This window comes from Paenibacillus sp. Soil750 (assembly GCF_001428045.1).
In the GTDB taxonomy this organism is placed as follows: Bacteria; Bacillota; Bacilli; order Paenibacillales; family NBRC-103111; genus Paenibacillus_E; species Paenibacillus_E allorhizoplanae.
The window spans coordinates 132,836-153,376 of the sequence record NZ_LMSD01000008.1 but is presented as its reverse complement, the minus strand read 5'-3'; the positions used below and the strand labels follow the sequence as shown (position 1 = coordinate 153,376).

Genomic DNA, 20,541 nt, shown 5'->3' with positions numbered 1-20,541 from the left:
CTATATCTGCTACTGCTAGAATTAGTTTCATAGCAACATAGTAATAGACGCATTGGGCTAGTGATTAGTTACGATAAAATGAAAAAACCGTCCCATCACCTGTTGTGATTATGGACGGTTTGTTATTTGGATCACGATAATAATGACATCCCTACTTTTCCTCGGACAATCGGTTACTTTCACGAAAGTAAAGCACATGATTAAATAACAGCGAAAGTAATTTCCGCATCGATTTGATGCCAGCTTTGTTCATTATATTAGCAAGATGAATCTTGACCGTTTTTTCGCTGATCCTACAACGTTCGGCAATTTCGTGATTGGAAAAACCATAGATAGCGACCATCAGGAAAATTTCCGACTCGCGCTTCGTAATTTGATACCTATTCGAAAATACATCCATAGAGTTACCTGTTTCCTGAATTAGAAACTCATTCATACGCTCGTAATCCGTGCTACATGAGGCATGCATGCCCCCATTTTTCCTATCAAGCAAGTCTTCTTTCAAGTCGTACTCCCTCCTACTCAGGGTTACGTTCCAATAATTGTTTCAACGGCAAATATAAACTCAAGATTAGAAGAATGCCACCTAGTAAGTTCCATAAAATCATCAACATTTGGACATGCCTCCTTGGAAATTCCATAATTCCTCTATCTATATTATAGATGCTACTAAAGACCTATCCAAGATGAAGAAGTTCACTAGATATGCAACCTTTTCGACACTTTATGCGTTCTATGTATGACTTAAGTCATGTTTATGGTAAAATAAGTAGTAAATAAAGCTTTGTAATTTGAGGGTAAAGATATGGATGTACATTTAAATAAAAACATGACTCTCACCTTGCATATCATCGTGATGGGTGCAACACTCTCACTATTGTTTCATACGAGTAAATTTTCAGTAGGACTTCTGCTGCTAGCTTGTAGCTATGTGGCTGCCGTCCTTATGCGGGATTATATCCTAAAGATTGCTCTGCATAGTAGGAGTGGCTTCCGGTTTTTATACGCTCAACTAGCTTTGGCTCTCGTTATCTGTGTATGGTCGGAAAGTTATTTTTCTCAAATTTACCTCTTAATTCTCATTGGTGAGTTCACCTTTCACCACGGTAGAAAGCATGCCATTATCTTTACGATTGTCAATTATGTTTGTATTCTACTAGGCGTCATGATCTATCGTCAGTTTCCGCCTTTTGAGGACATCTATTTAATTATTCCTAGAGTGATTGATTTCTTTGCGATCTACGGGATGAGCTTGCTTGCTAGGATTGCGTTTCAACAAAAGAATCAATTAGCTATCGACAACGAGCAACTGCGAATAGCCTCAATTGCATTGGAGCAGAAGGCCAAATTACAAGAACGGACGCGAATTTCCCGCGATATTCATGATTCGGTTGGACATACGCTGACATCAGCGTTAACCGGATTACAGACGGCAGCGCATGCTTTGGAGAAAAGCCATTATCCAATCGCCAAAGAGATGATCGATCGAACGAAAGAAAGTATTCTCAGAGGTCTAAATGATGTACGAAGCTCTGTCCATGTGTTGCGCGAGAACTTCCCAGATCACTGCTTCATACCTGAGCTTATTCGGTTGATCGATGATACGAAAAAGCAAACTACCGTGGATATTGCCTACACCATTGATACCACGACGCCTGATCTAACACCTATTATCGAGCTTACGATTTATCGGGCACTACAAGAAGGTTTGACGAATGGCATTCGCCATGGCCTAAGTACTTATTTCCACTTCTCATTGTCGTATCATGAGGAAGTTCTTCGCTTCGTTTTGTCCGATAATGGTCATCCACCACTCGAAATTGTGTATGGTTACGGACTTACTGCGATGAAAGAACGCGTGGAAGATGTTGGGGGAACGTTTTCAATACGTAACAATGGTGCATCTGGCGGAGTAACGCTGGATATAGCCATACCCTTCAGTCGAAAATGATCGGAAGGAGTGATCGAATTGTCTCAAACAACCATTCTTATCGCAGACGACCAACCCCTCATCCGCGATGGATTAGCAGCTATTCTAGGTATGGAAGAAGGATATAAAGTCGTAGCGACAACGGGGGATGGTATAGCCACCATAGAACAAGTACAATTGCATCGTCCTCAACTCGTTATGATGGATATCCATATGCCCAAGCTTGACGGCTTAGAGGCTACCAAACAAATCAAAGCCGAATTCCCGGAGATTAAGGTACTTATTTTGACCTCATTTGAGGATGAAGCCTACATATGGGAAGCGATACGTCACGGTGCCAGCGGGTATCTAGTGAAAGGCGTCGAGACGAAAAAAATACTCTCAACCATTCAGGTCTGCTTAGATGGTGGCATTACATACCCGCTAAGTATTCAGCCGCGCCTTGTCCAAGCACTACGTTCCTCAGAGGAACAGGAAGAAAAGGCACTGGAGGAAAATCTACAATCGATTGAGACACAACCACAAGAAAACAAGCTGTCTGGTCTTTCTGTTCAGGAACGGAACATTCTGAAGAATTTGAAACAAGGAAAGTCGAATCAAGCTATCGCTTCTGACATGTTTCTGACCACGGGGACTGTGAAGAATTATTTGAGTGCTATTTATAAGAAGCTAAATGTCTCTGGACGGTCGGAGACGATAGCTTATTTGCATGAGAATGATCTGTAGGAGCGGCTAGATGATACGTAAAAAGGAGGAGCCCACAACATCGTCGTGAGCTCCTCCTTTTCCATATTAAAATACGGTAATCCATCTCTCAAGCTCATTCGTGCATGCCCAAATGTGAGGATATTGCGACCGCAAATTCCGCATATCTTGTTCATCATCGATCGTCCAAGCAATCAACTGTATACCCGCTTCATCGCAGCGATGAACAAATTCATCTGTTAAATAAATATGTTTCACAGATACATACTTCGCATTAATTTCCTTAGCAAGTGGGAATACCGCCGGTGTTGCGCCGTAAAGGACGAGTCCCAGATTAATATCACGGGATAGTTCCCTTGTTCGAACGATGGCGTAATGATCGAAGGAAGTTACGAATACTTGATCCTGAACCCCTGCAACTTGAATCGTCTCCAACACTTGCTCCTCTAAACCTGGATACAACAACCCGCTTTGTTTCAGCTCAATATCTACCTGAGCTTTCCCCTTCGCCAGCAAAAGAACTTCCTTCAGTGTTGGAATTTGCTGACCTCCGCCTGCGTCCAATTTCCGAATTTGCTCAAATGTGTAGTCTGCAACACGGCCAGTACCATTTGTTGTTCGATTCACGGTTGTATCGTGAATGACGACAGGCACTCCGTCTTTCGTAAGTTGAACATCCAACTCCAAATGACTGTAAGACAAATCTAAAGCTGCCTGAAAAGAGGATATCGTGTTTTCCGGGTACTTTTTTGGGTAGCCCCTGTGAGCTAAGCCAGTGATCATGTCGTGTTGTCCACCTCCGGTTATCATGTATACCTTATAATCATAACGCAAATATAGACAACCGACCACTGTACCTCACTCACTCCAGGGCAGCATATAAATTCGCTCTAACGCATAAGTCGTGGAGGTTTTGTATTTGGTTGCACCCGATTCAAATAAGATGTACATGTGGCCCTTCCATTTAAATATGCCTTCAGCCATCGGTGCAATTTCCATTTTCTCCATCTTGTTCTTATTGTCTAGAAACCAGACAGGTACTTCAGATTGTCCGAGCTTAACCGTCGTATGCGGTTTATCCAATAAATTGTTCTTATATCGCGTTAAGTCGCTGATACTGTTTCTTCCGTACGACTGACTGAGCCATAAGCCGCCCTTGTCGAGATACATCCCTTGAACACTGTCAGGCAGCGAAATAATCATATCAGGTACAACCGGTCCCGACGCTTGCAATTTAGAAGCACTCGGCAAGTCTGTCGAAGGGTCAAGCTTATAGCCGACAGCCCAAGCTTTATGCTCCTTCTCATCTCGGTTCGTCATATAGTGTGAGGCGTCCGTAGGGTAGCTGGCACCTTGTGCAAATTCACCAACCCATAAGATGCCATCAGCAAAAGCATTAAATGAAGCGCGCGTATCCGTTTGAACGGCTCCTTTAAAGACGATTTTACCCGCCTTATCCGCTTTCAAGAGATCTTCCTTGGGGAAATAGTAGGCGTTGCCCTCGGATGATATCCAGATGTATTTGTTACTAACAGCAACACCGCCTGCATGACCTGTATAAGGTGTAGTCTCGTTCTTAAAGATCTCAAGAGCTTTGAGCATCTCTCCGCTCTTCTCATCAATAACCGAGATAATGCTAGGCTTGCCGTCCTCGCGGTAATGAGTGACCAATAGCCAATTCTTCTCTTCCAAGTACGCCATACCTTGCGGAATCGCATTCTGCTTCAATGCCGGGATGACAGGTCCCTGCTTGCTCTTTTCAAGAAATGTTCGGATTTCAGGCATATCAACACGAATCTTAATGCCCGCTTCTTCTTGGGTTATCCCCGTCATTGTGTTCATCACCTGCTTAGGAGTAGCAACTGCCTCGATCGGTGTAGCTGATGGAATCACACTAGCATTGGCAATCGCTATTGGCTTCTGACAGCCTACCGTTGTTAACGCGATCAATCCCGCCACAACCACAACATAAGCGAAGTGAATCCTAGTCATCCTTGCCCCCTAAGGGCTGACTCCACGCTGTCAAAATCTTGCGTAATTTACCAGGGAAATCAGTAATTATACCAGAAGCTCCTTTTTCGATGGCTTGTTTCATCTTCTTTTCGTCATTAATCGTCCAAGGATACACCTGGATTCCTTTACTTAAGGCATCCCTGATATCCTCTCGGTTAATCCTTTTAAAATTAGGATGCAGGGAATACACCGGAACCCCAAATCCTGTCGCCAAACCAGCGTGACTTCCTGGATTGATTTCATATAGAAGCCCGATTTTCGCTTCAGGCAGCAAAAGTTTTAGGAAGAGAAGGCTTTTGTGATCGAAGGAGGAGACAACCACATTATGCACGCGATCTTTCCTTTTCATGAGCTCGGCCAGTGCTGGTTCGAGCTTACGGTCGTAAGAATCTTTGATCTCTACATTAATCATCACTTCCGGCGGAACAAGGTCGAACACTTCTTCTAATGTAGGAATTCGTTCACCTTCATATTGTGAGCTGAACCAGCGGCCCGCATCAGCCTGTTTTAATTCAGAAAGTGTCATCTCATGTACGACACCCTTCCTATCTGTTGTTCGATCAATAGTGAAATCATGAATGACTATGATTTCACCGTCTTTGGATAAATGAACGTCCAATTCGATGGCATCGCAGCCCTGTTCAATCCCGAGACGGAAAGCGCCGAGTGTATTCTCCGGGGCCTCCCCTTTGGCACCACGATGAGCGATGACTAATACTGATGGTTGCGTCATATTCATACATTCCTCCTATGCATTAAACACGTTATTTAAAAGTGGAATTAGCCATTGCAGCCACAATATATTTTTGCGCAAAAATAAACAATACGACGATCGGCAAGATTATCAGCACACTCGCCGACATGATGATATGCATATTTAATGCTTCATCCCCAGCGATCGAATCCCGCATCATGGAAATACCAACAGTTAACACGCGCATTTTGTTCGAATTCGTCATGATGAGCGGCCAGAAATAGGCATTCCAGCTACTAATAAAGCTGATAACAGCTAAAGTAGAGACGGTAGGCATGGCCATCGGCGTTAGTATTTTGTACAGCACCTGAACCCGATTGGCACCATCCACTTTCGCCGCCTCGATCACATCATTATTAATCGAGCGAAACATTTGACGGAGGAGGAATATGCCGTAAGCAGATGCAGCATGCGGAATGATAAGCGCGTAATACGTATTAATCCAATTCAACTTCGACATCAGTACATATACCGGTACGAATACAACCTGTTCTGGTACGATAAGCGCAGCGAGTACGAGTGCGAATAACTTATCTCTGCCAGGGAATGTTCCCTTCGCAAAAGCGTAAGCCGCCATAAGACCAATATTAATCTGCAGAAAAACAATCCCCACAGTTTGAATAACCGTATTCAGCGTAAACCGATAAAATGGAATGGCTTTAAATGCGGTAGCAAAGTTCTCCCACATCACCTTATCCGGCCAAAATGTCGGAGATGACATCCGGAGCTCGGCCGGCGTTTTTAAAGCGGTAATCAGCATCCAATAAATCGGGAAAAACATCAATAGCGTAATGATAACGGCAATACCGATACGGGTAGTATGGAGCAACGGTTTTGTCATGTTCTTGTACCTACCCTTCGTAATGAACTTTCTTCTTAGACACATACATCTGAACCATGGTTAACAAGATAATAATTATGAAGAAGATCACAACTAAGGCTGATGCGCGGCCTGTTTTGAAATCCGTAAATGCCATTTCATAGATCCAGTACACCATGGCTTTGGTTGACTCTAGCGGCCCACCGTTCGTGATAACGTCAACGGACTGGAACACTTGCATCGAAGAGATGAAATGGGTAATGACAAGGAACAATGTAGTTGGAGAAAGAAGAGGTACCGTAATTCTCCAGAATTGCGTCCACTTCGATGCCCCATCGATACCGGAAGCTTCGTAGTATTCAAGCGGTATACTTCTTAGACCGGAGATGAAAATAATCATCGTAAAGCCGACGCCTTTCCATACCCCAACGGCAACCAGCACCCACAGTGCTGTTTTCGTATTCGTAAGCCATTGAATAGGCTCGAGTCCTATCCATTTCATGATGTTATTCATCAGACCGTAATGACCGTTGAAAATCCACAAGAAGATCATTGAGACGATAACCATTGATACATAGTGCGGCATGAAAATAATAGCTCGCATGAAATTGAACGTACGCGAGGTGTGATTAAATAACAAGGCGAGCAGTAATCCAATGCCAAGTGTTAACAAAACATCCGCTACCGTATAGGTGAATGTAACCTGAAGCACCTTATAGAAGGTCTTACTGGTTAACAAATATTCATAGTTATCGAATCCGATGAACTTCTTCGTCGGCTTCGTCATATTCCAGTTCGTAAAGCTTATATACAACGAGTTAGCTAGTGGATAATAGATGAATACCATCAGGATGACCAATGCAGGTATGGCAAACGAGAAGTCTTTCAAATATTCCAGTAGGCGGGAACGAGAACGTGTTCTCACGATACCGCCAACTTCTGGATGAATCTGGCTCGGCTTGTTGTCCGTATTCATGGCGTATCCCCCTCTCAACTTACTTAAATGAACTGTCGTGTAGAAAACCTCAGCTTTCTACACGACGAGACAGCTAATTATTTCGAATTATTTCGGATTAACTTTCGCTTAAAATGGTATTGATTTCTTTCACAGCTTCTTTCATCGTCGGTTCTGGATCTGCATTCTCCAAAATCATCTTACCTACGACTTCCATATACTTTTTGCTGAACTCCGGATAAGCTGGGTGCTGTGGACGTCCTACAACGTTATCAAAGTTATCAAATACAGCTTTGTATTGTGGTAGCTTAGCAAAATATTGCTTGCCTTCATCGGTATTCAGTACCGATTTGTGCGTTGGTAAGTAGCCTGTTCCTTCAGCCCACTTGATGTTGCGCTCAGCATCTGTCATAAACTTGATGAACTTCCAAGCAGCTTCCTTCTGTTTAGCTTGCGCACCTTCCATCATGACAATTCCTGCTCCGCCAATATGTGATTTGCGCTCTTTATCACCAGGAATGAAGGATACACCAACTTCAAACTTCGCATTCTGCAAGTATGTTTTCAATACCGCTGATGTATGCTGTACCATAGCTACCTTCTCATCCAAGAACATCTGTCTCATCGTATCCGATGCACCTTTACCGTACCCCATATGAAGGGAACCATCTTTCAACCATTTGTTGAAGTTTTGGATCCATCTCATGCTATCTGGCTGATCTAGCAACGTTTTGGTATGCTCAGGGTTAAGAATCGAGCCTCCGCCATTTGAAATCCACGGGTCCATATACCAAGTATCCCAACCAGGAACTGAGAATGCGTAACGAGTCGTTTTCCCATTTTCTTTAACGGCTACTTTCTTGTTAAACTCTTCAATTTCAGACCACTTTTGAGGAGGTTGCACGCCGAGCTTATCCAGCATGGTTTTGTTGTAAATCATAACGCTCGTGCTGACAATTAGCGGGAAGCCGAATTGCTTTTTATCATATGAATACGCTTGCACCATACCTTGTGAGAAGTCGTTCATGTCTACTTTATCCCGTTTGATATACCCGGATAAATCTGCGAAAGCACCGCTGTCTGCAAAGCTCGGAAGCGCAGATACTTCTACGTTAGTCACAGCTGGTACATCTTTCGCTGCAATGGCTGCCTGAAGTTTCTTTTGCAAATCAGCGTAAGCTCCCTGGAACACAGCTTCTACCGTAATGTTCGGATATTTCTTCTGGAATGCCGCGATCATGTCATTCACAGCGGGCATTTGAACTTCTGCGTGGGAATGCCAATATTGAATCGTAACAGGCGTGTTATCTTCAACTGCTGGCGGAACCTCAGCCGTTGTCTCCCCCGTCGTCTCTGTACCGCCGCTGCCGCAGGCCGTCAATGCTGTCAATAACAAAGATGATGTCGCTAGTGTGGTTAACCATTTTTTACTTTTCATATACAAATCCCCTCTCTGGATTAAAGCGAATTTTCATTGATCGGTATCATTCGTGGACGAGATAAGCATAAAAAAGGAGAACATTAAGCAGACAAGAAACAGAAGGGCCGCACACTTATGCACGGTCCGTTCGTCTCTTGGGCTGTCTCAATGATCTCCGCACCCAATCGTTTTGAACGAAATAAAGCGTTTTCTTTAGTGAGAGTATGGCATATCTCTAGGGTTAATGTCAACAAGTTTATTATCATTTAGAAGCAACTTGTGTATTCCTAACCGTTTACAAAGCGTAGGTTTGATTCACACGGGAAGCTCCCCCGCTTAGTTGTACCCCCTTGGATTCCAATGAAATAATATGGCTGGATTTCAAAATACGATCAATCGCTTGCAACAGCGCCTCCGTATAGCCGCTTTTCAAATGAAAACGAAGCTCCATCACCCCTTCCGATACTCCTGATATCTCAATTTGGCCATCAGGCTTCATCTGCACGTTAACAACCTGGATCCCTTGCTCGCCAAATTGCGATGCAATCGTACCCAGAACCCCAGGTTTATCGACGATTTTAATGACCACCTCCTGCGTTCGCCTGTTCCGCATCATAAACTTTTCCCATTTATTCAGAACAAATAAGCTCAGCAAAACCATAACAGTCGCCAGCACCGCACAGTAATAGAAACCTGCTCCTACACATAGACCAATGGCTGCAACGACCCAAACCGAAGCCGCCGTAGTAAGACCGGATACCGTAGAACCAGTTCTCATAATCGTGCCAGCTCCAAGGAAGCCTATCCCGCTAATGACCTGCGCAGCCAGACGGGCTGGGTCCATGCGTACGTTCGCTTCCGTAACGAACTGGGAGAAGCCATAGATGGATAACAGCATAATAGCTGTGGATCCGATACAAACCAAAATATGCGTTCGTAAGCCAGCTGCGTGGTTGCTCCACTCCCTCTCCAGCCCAACAAGTCCACCCAAACTTACTGCCATCAAAATGCGAATCGTTAAATCCAAATGAGTAATATGCCACACGCTAGCGGCCATACTTTTCACCTCCTTTCAAGGTGTTAAATCGCATGATCATTCGCCGGCAATTCGTAAATCGATTGGAATAACGACTCGACCATAGCGATCTGCTTCTGCTTCTGATCCGCATTGTAAGATAAGCTGGTGCTTAACATTTGAAGGACAATATCAGCATATTTCTCCGCCTTCTCCAATTGAAAGTACGACCAGCCTGTATGCAGTCTCAGGAAATCAACCGCCGTAACTGTCATTTCGGCTTCCATTGCATACAGTAACTGAGCATGGACAAACTGCAGCTCTAGATTGGGGGTTACTTGCTTAGCGACAGGGAGATACTCCAGTATTTGCAGCGCATTCGTCCCATAGGTATCGATCCATTCCTGCATCGTTGACCTGTCCACGCCCTGCGTCTTTCCAATGCGAAGCATCTCCTTCTTCCATTCTTGGTAATTGGACGCACCGCTGTTCTCACCGCCGCTAATGGTAATAGCGTCCGTACTGCAAGCGGGAATTTTCCTGCCCTCTGCACGTTCCAAGTGCTGCGCCACCAGATCGGTAACCTTTTCCGCCATTTTACGGAATCCGGTCAATTTGCCTCCTGCGATCGTGATCAAGCCACTGTCCGAAACGAAGATCTCATCTTTTCTGGACAATTCGGAAGGTCCTTTGCCTTCTTCGTAGATGAGTGGTCTTAGACCGGCCCAATGAGAACGAATATCGTCGATTGTGAGTTGTATGCTCGGGAACATCGCATTTACAGCCCGAATGATATAGTCGCGATCCTCTTTCGTCGCTCTCGGGTTATCTATTGACTTCTCAAATGCCGTGTCCGTCGTTCCGATATACGTCGACTTCCCCCTAGGAATAACGAACACCATCCGACCATCTGGCGTATCGAAGTAAGCCGCTTGTTTGACGGGCAGCTTCGTGTAATCAACAACAAGATGGACACCTTTGGTCAGAAACAAACGTTTCCCCTTCAAAGAACCGTCGATTTGACGCATCTTATCTACCCATGGCCCAGCAGCGTTCACAATGTGCTTCGCATAGATTTGAAAAGTTTGCCCGTTTATGCGATCAGTAACCTCGACACCAACCACCTTGCCATCCCGATAAATGAACTCAGTTCCCTCGGCATAATTTACAATTTGGGCTCCACGTGCATATGCTGTTTTCATAATATCGATCGTTAAGCGCGCATCGTCAGTTCGGTATTCGAAATACAGCCCACCACCTTTGAGCCCATCTTGTTTTAGTAAAGGCTCTTGAAGAGCAGTCTGACTGCGCCCCAACATTTTTCTGCGTTCTTTGCGAGCTACACCTGCCAGCCAATCATAAATGTACAGTCCGATAGAAGAGGCTAGGTAGCCATAAGTCCCCCCCTTATACACGGGAAGAAGCATCGGAGCCGGAATAACGAGATGCGGAGCATTTTTATATAAAATAGCCCGTTCTTTGCCCACCTCCTGCACCAGCTTCACGTCGCCTTGCTTCAAATAACGAAGTCCGCCATGGATCAACTTCGTTGAGCGACTGCTAGTTCCAGAACCGAAGTCGTTCTTCTCAATAAGGCCGATTCGCATACCTCGAGTGACCGCATCTAGTGCGATCCCTCCTCCAGTAATCCCTCCTCCGATGACTAATACGTCCAATTCCTGCTGTGCCATGCTTCTTAAAATCTCGATACGGCTCTGTGCCGAAAACGTCGGTCTCATCGTCCTACCTGCTCCCCCCTGAATATAAAAAAACCTCCATAGAAAAGAATGCGAACGGAAATCTCGCATCTTTTCCAAAGAGGTTTCTCCTGGTCTCTCCCACTTGGAATTAGCTATTTTATCCTATTGCCACAATCCGGATGAACCTGCAGATACAGCAAGTGCACCGGCTTCCAGCGCTTCTTCAATTTCTTTGATATTACCAACCAAACCACCTGCAATAATAGGAAGTGACGTCATATCTGTCATTTCGCGAATAATGCGAGGCATGATGCCGGGCATCACTTCAATTGCATCGGGACCGCTCTGCTCCGCTGCCTTAATACCTCGGAGGACCGCGCTTCGATCAATCAGAAAGATACGCTGAATGGCCATGAGCCCAGCTTCCTTCGCACCGCGGATCAAGTGGCTCTTCGTTGAAATAACACCTGTCGGCTTGATGACCTGCGCGGCATATGCGACACCGCTCTTGTCCGATGCGATGCCTTCAATGAAGTCCATGTGAATAAACACATGCTTGCCTGCATCCTTGAGTCGGTCTACCATTTCTTTCAAAGTAAAGATGGATCCGAAAAGCAAAAACACAATGTTCGCCGGACTTTGAATTGCCAGCTCAATATCTTCGACCTTTTGTACAGCTGCGATAGTTTGATGTTCAACTAAATCAACAATCGGATACACGCTTGATTCCACCCTTCGTCGATGTCAGAACATTATACCATGAATTATCATAAATGAATGACCTCTTTGATACTTGGAATAATATGCAGCGGGCGATTCGGCGAGCTATCCGCCATTTCCTTCGTTGCAACCCCCGTCAGCACCAACACGGATTTCATGCCAGCGTCATTGGCCATTTTGATATCGGTTTCCAGCCGATCTCCGATCATAAAGCAGTCTTCGAAAGGCAATCCCAGATGAGCTGCTGCTGCCTCGGCGGCAATTAAGGACGGTTTGCCTACGACCAGATCAATCGCCTTGCCCGTCGCCACCTCCAAGGCGGCAATAAATGTACCCGTGTCCGGAATCTGACCCCCGTCTAGTGGACAGGTCGCATCTGGATTAGATGCTATAATGATCGAACCTCTAATCGCTGCCTGATACACATTATTCAATTTGTCATAAGTGAATTGGCGGTCCCATGAAAGCACCACATAGTGGGCTTGCTCGCTATCCTGTGTAAGTGGGATGCCGTTTTCCAACAGTTCCTCTACAATCGGTTCCTCACCAATAACGAAAACTAACTCACCTGGCTGGAGACGCTGATTCAAGTATTTAGCAACGATTTGCGATGAATTCAACACCTCTTCGATCGTTACGGGAATTCCCATTTTAGATAACTTTTCCACATAAGATTGACGCGTTGCAATTGGTTTATTCGACAAAAATACGACCTTGTCTCCTCGTGAACGCAATGCTTGTATCGCATCAGCCGCCCCTTCAATGGCTCGATCCCCAAGGTATACTGTACCATCCAAATCAAACACGTAGCCTTTTGCCATATCTGTCCCACCTTCTAGTAAGAAATCATCAATATCCAATTAGGAACGCAAAAAAGACCTTATCCATGTAAACATATTCCACCAATTGTATGGCAGAATATGATTACGGATAAGGTCTTCTCCTAGACTCGCGCCCAACCGTATATTCATACTTTGTACGTTAACTATAAAGCGTTTTCACACTTATTGTCAATCATCTTTTTCTGAACACAAATCAAAACGAATTTGGAAATCCGCTAACCTCACAATTTCCTCGATAGTTTGGCATACGATGAAGGTGTCATTCCGGTAATCCGCTTGAACACCCGACTAAAGTAAAACTCGTCATCGTACCCGACTAACTCGGAAATGTAAGTCATCGTCAATCCGGAACATGCCAGCAAATCCTTCGCTTTCGTCACTCGCAATCGAATGATGTAATCTTTCGGTGAGAGGCCAGTCAGTCGCTTGAACTGTCGGGAGTAATAACCCTCGCTAAGCCCGGCCATCTTAGCCAACTGCTCCACCGTCAGAGGAGACTGGTAATGATCCGCGATATATTGGCAGGTAAACCCAATAGCAGAGTCTGCATCACTGCTGTATTGCTGATCGTAGATTTGATGAATCAAAGAGAGCCACAGTTCACGAAATGCCAAATTACAGCGATACTGTGAAATTGGATCATAGCCCTTCCATTGTTGAAACACCATATCAAAACATCTTCGGATTTCGGCCGGCCGAACCGTCGTCAGTCTACCGCGCAGAGGGGCAAGCCAGCTCGTTGCGGGTGCGATGACCCACTCTTGCTTCTCTTTGTAACACAGGTGGTAATCGAATCTAATATGGTAAATTTCAACATCTTCTTCATCCGAGATCCACCATTCGAACGTCGTCTCTGGAACGAACAGCATCACGGAGCCCGCTTCCAATTCATACTTGACCTTATTCATCACATAGTAACCCGTACCTCTCACAATGTAATGGATCGAATGAATGTTATGAATGTAAGGAGCCTGATACGTACCAGCAGGGAGTATCGTATTGCCGGCAAAAGCGATCGAAAACATCGATTTATGAAAATGATCCGCTAGTTGGGTCGCGTTTAACACAGCATACTCACTCCTTGCAAATAAGGAACCGTACCTAGCTCACAGGTCGTAGAACAATGTGCTGTTTCCCTCGCCCGACTGGCACCGTTGCCTCCTGATACGATACAATGAACGCCCGTCTCACTTGGTCCGTTTCATTCCCTTTCGAAGAATGCCAGGTGAGTGCGTTGAAAAGCAAGATAGAGCCAGCCTTCATTGGCACTGGTTCAGCTTTGGATAAGTCTACCTGATCTTCATCCAGTGCCTTCCGGCACGTGCCATTATTCTGAACTTTATATGGTTGCAGCCCTTGCTTATGACTGCCAGGAACGATCCATAGGCACCCGTTCTTCTCATCCGTATCCTGCAGCGGTACCCAAATCGACATCCGAGTGTCGCTGTTCACAACCTCCGTGTAGTAGGCATCATCCTGATGCCAGTGGCATACCGATGGACTGTGTGGCAGCTTGATCAACAACTTGGAAGAGAAGATCGCGATGCCGGGTTTCACAATATCTTCGATTAAGGTCAGAATGCGTTCGTCATGGGCAAAATGTTTCGTCTTATCCGTCAGCATCGCTAGCTGATACGTAAATCCTTCGTGCTCCCCCGAAGATTGAGGTGGTGCTTCGCACCCATCGAGTTCTTCGTTCATCCCACTTAATTCTTCCTTCTGAAAAAGATCTGGAACTACCACATAACCAAACTCATCATAGTGATTTTTCTCTTCTATCGTCAATTTCCTCACAGGTATCACTCCCTTAGTAAGTGCTTGGTAGTATTGTAGCACTTGGCTTTTCTAGCCTACCATGGAGAAAACCGATAAGAGATCTGGACAAATCTGATGTTCGTTTAGCGTGACAAAAGGTCCCCCTTGGGTGAGACCTTGCTTACAGCGTCATCGCTTGGCCGTACCGAGCTAGGAAGGCTTCCTTTTCTTTGAAATCCGGCATTATACTGCCTACACGTCGCCAGAAAGAGCGATCATGATTCATATGCATGAGATGGCATAGCTCGTGAACGATGACGTAGTCGATCACATCGACCGGTGCCATGGCTAGACGGTAATTAAAGGTTAGCTTTTTGTCCGAGCTGCAGCTCCCCCACTTCGTTCTCGACTCATCGATCTCGATCGTCTTGGGTTTGACCTTTAGCTGGGTTTGATAGGTTTTGATGCGCTCTGCTATGACCTTCTTGCAGCTCGTGAAATAGAACTTCTTTAGGTTGATTTTCAACTCTTCCTGCGAGAGACCATTCGTTTCAATTAACTCGTGGAGGAAATAATATTTCCCGAGATGCAGGAACTTGCCTTCGTTTTCATATTCTCTGACTTTGGGGATGGGTTGCCGTGCTTTGGTGATGGCATCTAGCTTGTCTAAGATAGACTTGCTGTGTTGTTGCACAGCGTGAATGATTTGCTCCTGACTGGTGTCGTTGGGAACTTTGACCGTGATGAAACCCGTGTCATCGATGTGGATGTAGAGCTTCTTACGGATGGCATATTGGACGTTTACGTCTATGGTTGTGTTATCGAGTTCGATTTTCATCACGATTTATCTTTCATCTTCATAAATTCAACTATGTGATTAACGGTTTCCTTCTGCTGTTGTTCACTTGAGATCGTCGCAGTTCCATCGCCTTTTTGAGCGCCGTAATTTCCAAATTGCGCATGATTGCCACCTTCGATAACGAACACATTCTCTTTGTAGGTTATCTTCGATTTGTCCAAAACACCATCAAGCGAGCCATACAAGGTTAGCGCATTTTCCGGCGGAATGTCACCATAAATATAGGCGCCAAGTAAAATAAGCCCCTTGATTTGCTCTTGATGTTTAGAAGCATAATTACTTGCCATTGCTCCGCCTAGTGAATGTCCACCGATATACCAGTTTTTGATTTTGGGAAGTTTTCCAAACACGTTATCTGCGGCATTACTATTCAAAACCGCAAGGTTAAAAGGCATCTCAACAAGCACACAGGTGATGCCATTTTGACGTAATTTCTCCAACATGGGTAGATAAGCAATATGCTCAACCTTCCCGCCAGGATAAAAAATGAAACCAGTCTCGCTCGGCGTTGACGGCGAAAGAATGGTGAGCTTTCCATCTGTCGTGATTGTCTTTTCATTTACCAAGGCGTCCTTGGAAACGTCAACGGCATGATAATAATTAGATGCATAAATTAGAAATGCTACTGCGAGTATAAGTATAAGGGAAAGAAGTGAAATAAGCGTGGTTCTGAGCCACTTTTGCATGTGTCGACCTCCGTAGGTTGTTTGTGAGTGATATTTTATAATGATCTACGAAATAAAGACAGAATGCAAACAAAACACACTTGGATATCAAGTGTGTTTGTTTAAAGCTTTACTAATTTGCTGGCCAAGCCGCATTCTGTAGTAGCTTATTAAGCAATACTGCCGTTTGTCCACGGGTTGTTGCCGCATCTTTTCCAAAAGAAAATCCAATCGATACATTCAAAATATTCAATTTTAAAGCCAATGCTGTCGCATCACTTGCCCACTCATCTACTTGCAAAGATAATTCCTTCATACGCTGCACGTACTTTGTACGCTCAGATTCATTAAGCTTCGTAGTAGCATTAATAAATTTCAACGCATTACTGATCATCGTAACCGCTTCTTGATGCGTAATGCTTTGCGTTGGACGGAAAGTGCCATCTTCATAACCATGGATAAGGCCTGCACCTACAGCTGTATAGACAGCCTGACTAAACCAATCCTTATCGTTCACATCCGTAAAATCTTTAAGTGCGCTGTTGGTTGTTTTCAATCCAAGGCCTCTTACAAGAAGTGTTGCAAACTCTGCACGGGTAACACTCGCCTCCGCCCGGAAAGAGCCATCTTCGAACCCTTGGATAACACCACTAGCTGCTAAGGACTCAATATCTGCTTTGGCAAAATAGTCATTTTGCACATCTGCAAACTGTTTTTTTGCTTTATACACGGTATAAATCGAGTTACCTTTACGCCATAGCGTTGCGATGGCGGGTTTGCCCTCTTTGTCCAAAGTAATGCTCATTGGGACAGATATTAGCGTGTTACTACTAGGATCCCAAACAGCTCCATTAAGCTTTTCGCCAGGATTCAGTTTCAAATCTTTCGGCAATAGAATCACATGCCCCACAAACTCGGAAAACGTATCAATGTTCGCAACTGTTTTATTACTATCCATCAGCGTGAGTTCATAGGATAATGCTTTACCTACACTTGATCCGCCGTTAGTAGCGATCGTTTTCTCCAACGCTTGTTGCTCTGCAACCCGCAGACCATCCACACTGATCTTAAGGCTCATAGCATCGGTTCCACCATTCGCATCGACTGCTTCTTGAAGTAGAGCAAAAGGAATCCGGGCTGTTCCTACAGTTGTATTGAAAACTAATACAGCGTCTTTCTGCTTACTTGTAACTTCTTCTAATAAACCTGCCGTGATTTGGAAGTCATATCCATCTGCGTTGGTCTTGACGTCAATAGTAATCTCCCGATTCCCAGACTTAGCTTGTTCTTCTGCAAGTTTTTTCAATTGAACAGCATCTACGCTAGACGTAATACGGATGTTACCATTTTGATTGACGATGTCCCATTTGAATGATTCAGCCGGGCCACCGCCTCCACCTCCACCGCCTCCGCCGCCAGCGGGTGCAGGTTCCTTATCGTAGTCTTTTTTCACTTTGAGGCTTCTAGTGCCATTATTGCGCTGAAGCGCAACATACAAACTCCCTGCTTCTGTCCCTAGCTGAGGAACTATGAATGTAATGGAAGAAGCGTTCTGCCCCAAAACTGAACCTGTCAAAAATGGATTTATCGAATTCGCTTCACGGTACACACTCACAACATCATACTCTTGCAGCCCCGTTATAGTAATCGAATCTTCCTTGTCTGATTTATTATTTGTAATGTTAATCTGTGTAAGCAAGAGAGAATGACTGTAGATCCGATCTTCTAAATTCATGATTGTCGGCAGACTCTCTCCCGTTGGCGTAACGCCATAGATCGCAAGCTTCGTTGCACCGTCTGGTATTTGGGTGTTCATAGGAATACTGGTGTGGTACTCACCTACATTATTTCTAGGCAGGCTCAGGATAGGTTTGATTTTCTTCAATTGATCATTCGTAAAATAAACATCATAGCGTGAAATAGGTGTATTCACTGTAGAAAAATCAGCAAAGAAATATACGTCTCCTCCAATTTCTCCCGCTTCACCATCAAGATCGGTATTCCGGGTTTGAATCATTCCAGGAAGCTGCTCAACAAATGTGGAGCTAGGCACTTCTCCCAGCACATTATCGGCAATCGTATATCGGCCCACAAGCAATTCTTGTCCGTCTGCATTTCGCGCTCGCAGTTCAATTAGCTTGGCGTTCGCTGGAATTTGATCTCCTTGCATAGAAACACTATATTGTTGCTGACCTTTATTCAATTTTGCAAAGGGAGTGCCAAGAGGTTCAAATAATGTGCCAAGGAATTGCACCACATAGCTTACGATATTGGCTTCATTCAGCATCGGCGCCCAACGTAACGTACCATTGATATGACCAGCACGATTATCAGCATCTTCAAAATAATCATTTCCTAATGTTCCTGCTGTTATATCCCAAAATCCGAAATAAGTTCCTTGCGAACTCTCGCCCTGCTCATTCTTGCCATAAATACCGATTCTTTGCGCTCCGCTTGGCATCGGATAGCCACTAGGGAATATGACTTCGTAACTCGGCAGGTCTACACCTTGAAAGATTCGTCTCAAATTCGTTTTCGGTATTTCTGCAATAGGTTTCAACTTTGCATTATTGGCGTCGACAAAATAAAGGCTGTAGGACGTGGCAGGTGAAGGTTCCGTGGATGCGTCATACCACAGGATTGTTCCCGCTAGGGTTCCTATTTTGGTATCTTGATCTTTAAAAGACACATCCCGTAACACAGGCGCTGGTATTGTTGAATTGCCACCAGGTAGGATTGGGCTATTGGATGTATTGTCATAGATTTGCGTAGTATATACTTCTGATCCTATTTGACCCGATAAATCCTTCGGGAACAAGTTCACAAATACAGCACCTGACGGTAAAGTATTAGTTGGTATATCCACTTTATATTGATTATTTATGGCTTCTTGCTTTGTCACACTTCTTGATTGCCCGATTGCCGCTTTATTTATGTCAGAAAAGGTTAGTTCATAGCCGGAATAGTTTGGTTCCGAAGAAGTCGCCCAAGATATCTTTGGATGGATTTGGCCACGTGTTAGATCTTGATCTTCAAATGAGAATTGGAAGTAACCTCCCCCTCCTGTTCCTGGGACTAGAACTGGTCCTCCTCCGCCGCCGCCTACATTTAAAGCAGAAACCGTAACCGTAAAGGCATAAGTAGCACCATTATATTTCAAAGCAAAGGTTGCTGCCCCCTGATTAAGGGCTGTAATTTTCTTGGTCGTACTATCAAAAGAAATAGCCTTCTGTGCTGGATTAGAGTAAACTAATGCGAAAATTTCATAGTTCGTTGCTTCCTCCGAAGAGCCATCAGCAAACTTATTAAATAGTTTAAAATCAATTTCTTGACCAACAGCCATATATTCAGCGTTCGACTTTAACTGCGGACCACTTCTGAGCTGGACATTATCAAAATAAGTAGCATTGTGACCTTCGAAGAAGTATTCGTTGCCCTTTTCAACGGTGTATTGCCCTTTTACATATCCCAGAGTAAGATCAAACGAATATATTCCTTCGACAGGCAGTTTTAACTCATTCCCACTACTTGAAGAAGATAAACTCAACGTATAGCTATGATCCTTTATCATAAACTCCGAAGTTTCTAGGGTGACGATGCTATTTAAATATATATTTGGATGTTGCACAAGTTGCTCATATCCTGAAATTCTATTGATATTGGTTATGGTCAGACTATTACCTGTCGTGTCATCACGCAGTTTAAAATCTGAAACCGCAAGTTTTGTAAAATCAATAACGGATTGATTATCAACCTTTGGTAAATCTAGTTGAATAGCATTGGAGTCAGTACTAGCAGGCGTAAAACTAACAAGATCGCTATATGGTGCTATCGCATGATTTGCATCTAAAGCCGATAGGTACTGCTTACCTGTAATACGGTAATACCCAAGTCTAGTATTATCGCCAAAATAACGGACATCCCCGTTTACATCTACAACTTTGGTAAATTCCTGCGAGGTTAGACCATCCGACGCAACAATCTTCGTAGGAGCCGTGCTGGATATATAGCCAAAGGGCGTTATATTCACATTTTTCAACTTTTGATTCAGGTCATCATACCAGTAGTAAGGATTGTAAAAATTGGATTCCTTCACCTTATCTCCATCATAAGTAATGGAAGTTACGGATCCATTCTGCATTACATCCACCTTTACCTTAGTAGGATCCTTCACATAGACGTATCCTCGTAATTTCCCGTCCTGCGCCGAATAACCAAAAAAACCTGAAAACGCATACGAAACCGTCGGCAAACTAATTTGGAGAATAAATATTACAAATAATGCAAGGCTAATCTTTTGGAAAATAGGTTTCCAAGACGTCATAACGAGTGAGCCACCTCTTTAATAGTAATAGGGTAATATAACAAAAATGATTATACCATAAAAG

The 20,541-nt window shown here is 44.2% G+C and carries 18 protein-coding genes; 2 read left to right on the top strand and 16 right to left on the bottom strand.

Annotation, left to right across the window (positions count from 1 at the left end; genetic code table 11):
- Window positions 1-151: 151 nt before the first annotated feature.
- Complete coding sequence (locus ASL11_RS09660; RefSeq protein ID WP_056612925.1) at window positions 152-505, bottom strand: helix-turn-helix domain-containing protein; 354 nt, start codon at window positions 503-505, stop codon at window positions 152-154.
- Between the two features lie 300 nt (window positions 506-805).
- Between ASL11_RS09660 and ASL11_RS09655 the strand changes: the two genes are divergently transcribed.
- Together ASL11_RS09655 and ASL11_RS09650 are read left to right on the top strand one after the other, a co-directional pair.
- A complete protein-coding gene (locus tag ASL11_RS09655) occupies window positions 806-1,951 on the top strand; it encodes a sensor histidine kinase (protein WP_056612923.1) in 1,146 nt (381 codons plus the stop codon).
- Between the two features lie 18 nt (window positions 1,952-1,969).
- The gene (locus ASL11_RS09650) at window positions 1,970-2,656 is read left to right on the top strand and encodes a response regulator transcription factor (RefSeq protein ID WP_056612921.1); all 687 of its coding nucleotides are present in this window, start codon (window positions 1,970-1,972) and stop codon (window positions 2,654-2,656) included.
- A gap of 66 nt (window positions 2,657-2,722) precedes the next feature.
- Here ASL11_RS09650 and ASL11_RS09645 read toward each other — a convergent pair whose 3' ends face one another.
- From ASL11_RS09645 to ASL11_RS09575, 15 genes are all read right to left on the bottom strand, one after another.
- On the bottom strand, window positions 2,723-3,418 hold the full coding sequence (locus tag ASL11_RS09645) for a glycerophosphodiester phosphodiesterase (RefSeq protein WP_056612919.1): 696 nt from the start codon (window positions 3,416-3,418) through the stop codon (window positions 2,723-2,725).
- Window positions 3,419-3,493: 75 nt separating this feature from the next.
- The gene (locus ASL11_RS09640) at window positions 3,494-4,627 is read right to left on the bottom strand and encodes a hypothetical protein (RefSeq protein WP_056612917.1); all 1,134 of its coding nucleotides are present in this window, start codon (window positions 4,625-4,627) and stop codon (window positions 3,494-3,496) included.
- On the bottom strand, window positions 4,620-5,381 hold the full coding sequence (locus tag ASL11_RS09635; RefSeq protein WP_082595350.1) for a glycerophosphodiester phosphodiesterase: 762 nt from the start codon (window positions 5,379-5,381) through the stop codon (window positions 4,620-4,622). Before ASL11_RS09635 ends, ASL11_RS09640 begins: the two co-directional genes overlap by 8 nt.
- A 31-nt stretch (window positions 5,382-5,412) precedes the next feature.
- Window positions 5,413-6,243 (bottom strand): carbohydrate ABC transporter permease, encoded by an 831-nt coding sequence (locus ASL11_RS09630; RefSeq protein ID WP_082595349.1) that lies wholly within the window; start codon window positions 6,241-6,243, stop codon window positions 5,413-5,415.
- A gap of 10 nt (window positions 6,244-6,253) precedes the next feature.
- On the bottom strand, window positions 6,254-7,198 hold the full coding sequence (locus ASL11_RS09625; RefSeq protein WP_056612911.1) for a carbohydrate ABC transporter permease: 945 nt from the start codon (window positions 7,196-7,198) through the stop codon (window positions 6,254-6,256).
- Between the two features lie 97 nt (window positions 7,199-7,295).
- A complete protein-coding gene (locus tag ASL11_RS09620; protein ID WP_056612909.1) occupies window positions 7,296-8,615 on the bottom strand; it encodes an ABC transporter substrate-binding protein in 1,320 nt (439 codons plus the stop codon).
- A gap of 277 nt (window positions 8,616-8,892) precedes the next feature.
- Window positions 8,893-9,654, bottom strand: coding sequence for an MgtC/SapB family protein (locus tag ASL11_RS09615; protein WP_056612907.1), 762 nt, complete (start codon window positions 9,652-9,654; stop codon window positions 8,893-8,895).
- 23 nt (window positions 9,655-9,677) lie between these two features.
- Window positions 9,678-11,351 (bottom strand): glycerol-3-phosphate dehydrogenase/oxidase, encoded by a 1,674-nt coding sequence (locus tag ASL11_RS09610; RefSeq protein WP_056612952.1) that lies wholly within the window; start codon window positions 11,349-11,351, stop codon window positions 9,678-9,680.
- Between the two features lie 123 nt (window positions 11,352-11,474).
- Window positions 11,475-12,032, bottom strand: a complete 558-nt coding sequence (locus ASL11_RS09605) for a glycerol-3-phosphate responsive antiterminator (RefSeq protein WP_056612905.1) — start codon at window positions 12,030-12,032, stop codon at window positions 11,475-11,477.
- A 47-nt stretch (window positions 12,033-12,079) separates the two neighbouring features.
- On the bottom strand, window positions 12,080-12,853 hold the full coding sequence (locus tag ASL11_RS09600; protein ID WP_056612903.1) for an HAD-IIA family hydrolase: 774 nt from the start codon (window positions 12,851-12,853) through the stop codon (window positions 12,080-12,082).
- A gap of 242 nt (window positions 12,854-13,095) precedes the next feature.
- Window positions 13,096-13,941: an AraC family transcriptional regulator gene (locus ASL11_RS09595; RefSeq protein ID WP_056612902.1), complete on the bottom strand. Its 846-nt coding sequence runs from the start codon at window positions 13,939-13,941 to the stop codon at window positions 13,096-13,098.
- A gap of 34 nt (window positions 13,942-13,975) precedes the next feature.
- A complete protein-coding gene (locus ASL11_RS09590) occupies window positions 13,976-14,668 on the bottom strand; it encodes a phytanoyl-CoA dioxygenase family protein (protein ID WP_056612900.1) in 693 nt (230 codons plus the stop codon).
- A gap of 142 nt (window positions 14,669-14,810) precedes the next feature.
- Window positions 14,811-15,467 (bottom strand): M48 family metallopeptidase, encoded by a 657-nt coding sequence (locus tag ASL11_RS09585; protein ID WP_056612898.1) that lies wholly within the window; start codon window positions 15,465-15,467, stop codon window positions 14,811-14,813.
- A complete protein-coding gene (locus ASL11_RS09580; RefSeq protein WP_056612896.1) occupies window positions 15,467-16,174 on the bottom strand; it encodes an alpha/beta fold hydrolase in 708 nt (235 codons plus the stop codon). Before ASL11_RS09580 ends, ASL11_RS09585 begins: the two co-directional genes overlap by 1 nt.
- Window positions 16,175-16,286: 112 nt before the next feature.
- Entirely contained in the window at window positions 16,287-20,477 is a 4,191-nt protein-coding gene (locus ASL11_RS09575) for an S-layer homology domain-containing protein (protein WP_056612894.1), read from the bottom strand.
- Window positions 20,478-20,541 lie beyond the last annotated feature (64 nt).